The sequence below is a fragment of the Paraburkholderia lebeckiae genome, assembly GCF_014201005.1.
Taxonomy (GTDB): Bacteria; Pseudomonadota; Gammaproteobacteria; order Burkholderiales; family Burkholderiaceae; genus Paraburkholderia; species Paraburkholderia tuberum.
On the sequence record NZ_JACHDK010000076.1, the window covers coordinates 1 to 1,280 of the forward strand.

Sequence of the window (1,280 nt, forward strand, 5' to 3'; positions counted from 1 at the left end):
CGCCTTGCGCGGACCCGCGCAATTCAACAGTCTGCTTGATGGTGCTGCCGTCGACAACGGCCAGCTTCACTGAACTGGTACTCATGGTAGTGCCTCTTTGGGTGCGTATGCTGGTCCACCTGGCCAGCGTATAGATAGAAAATGGCGACATGGCAGTCGCAAGAATGCTGCTCTACCTCCATTCTTGATGGGTGAGCAATAAAACGAAATATGACGAGTTCGAATTTGGACGAGACAGAAACGAGACATTTCCCGGCACGGGAATCGCGAGCAGCGGTGCCTATGCACGATTGCGTAAGGGCTAAACAGGCAGTTGTCCGATGTTTCTCGCCTCTGTGCGCCAGACGCAAAAAGGGCCGCCATCCAGAAAGGAAGGCAGCCCATCGCGAAGCCCTGTATCCGGTGCGGCTCTGATCCGCAACACCTAACCGCCGGAGCGCCCGGTCTCCAGCCAGTCAACCAGCGAACCCGCGGATGCGTGCTCCCGCAGTACCGCCGCGTAGCCATCGAACCGGTTCGTCACTTCGCTCACGCTGTTGCCGTAGTGATCGTTCTCCGCAAGGAGCACATCGAGCAGGGTTCGTTTGCCCAGGTGGTACCACTGTTCGAAGAAGGCCTTGCGCACCTGATCGGTTTCAACCGAGAGTCGTTTGTACTGCTCCGCGCGGTCGAGCCCTGATCCGCAGTGCGTGGCTCGTGGTGACGCCCGCCGGGCACGGCTGCATTTGCCGAATGACAGGAATAGAGATCCCCCGGCCTGCATGGCAGGCGCGTAAATGCAAAGGCCGCTTGCTGTCCACCCCGATGGCGGCGTGAGCCACGTCCCCTGCGTCGCCGCCCCGATCAGGGAGGCGTTCCACCCCCGCGCCAGCGCGGAGAATATTGAATGCCGCTGCGATTCCAGATGATTCAGATAGGCGACGAAACCCGACAAATAGTGCTCGACGTCGTCAATGCGGACCCGGAAGGGATGGTGGCGGATGAAGAAGCTGCCAATGATCCTGCCCGGATTGGCAAAGTACATGGCGAGTTCCGGCCAGAAATGTCATTTAACAGGCGCTGTGCTCGCGCTCGCAGTGCATGGAAGAATTTAGCCCTGAATCAACCGCAACTAATCCGTTGCAGCCCGAAGATCTGACTGCGCCTGACAGTGCCCTTCATTTTGAAGATTCGTGTCTATCGGCATTGTTCCGGTAGCCGCGAGCGCTCGCTGCCACTGTTTGATGAACTCACGTTTGCTCGATCGGGACGCAAACACGAACTCATTGAGCTTCCCGTTA

At 58.3% G+C, this 1,280-nt stretch carries 1 protein-coding gene; it reads right to left on the minus strand.

Annotated elements, in window-relative coordinates:
• Positions 1 to 424: 424 nt before the first annotated feature.
• Positions 425 to 1,024: a hypothetical protein gene (locus tag HDG39_RS35780; RefSeq protein ID WP_311668090.1), complete on the minus strand. Its 600-nt coding sequence runs from the start codon at positions 1,022 to 1,024 to the stop codon at positions 425 to 427.
• Between the last annotated feature and the right edge of the window lie 256 nt (positions 1,025 to 1,280).

Bases quoted from the DNA above. Each gene is read 5' to 3' on its own strand.
- HDG39_RS35780 (WP_311668090.1), bottom strand. From the start codon at position 1,024: ATGTACTTTGCCAATCCGGGCAGGATCATTGGCAGCTTCTTCATCCGC.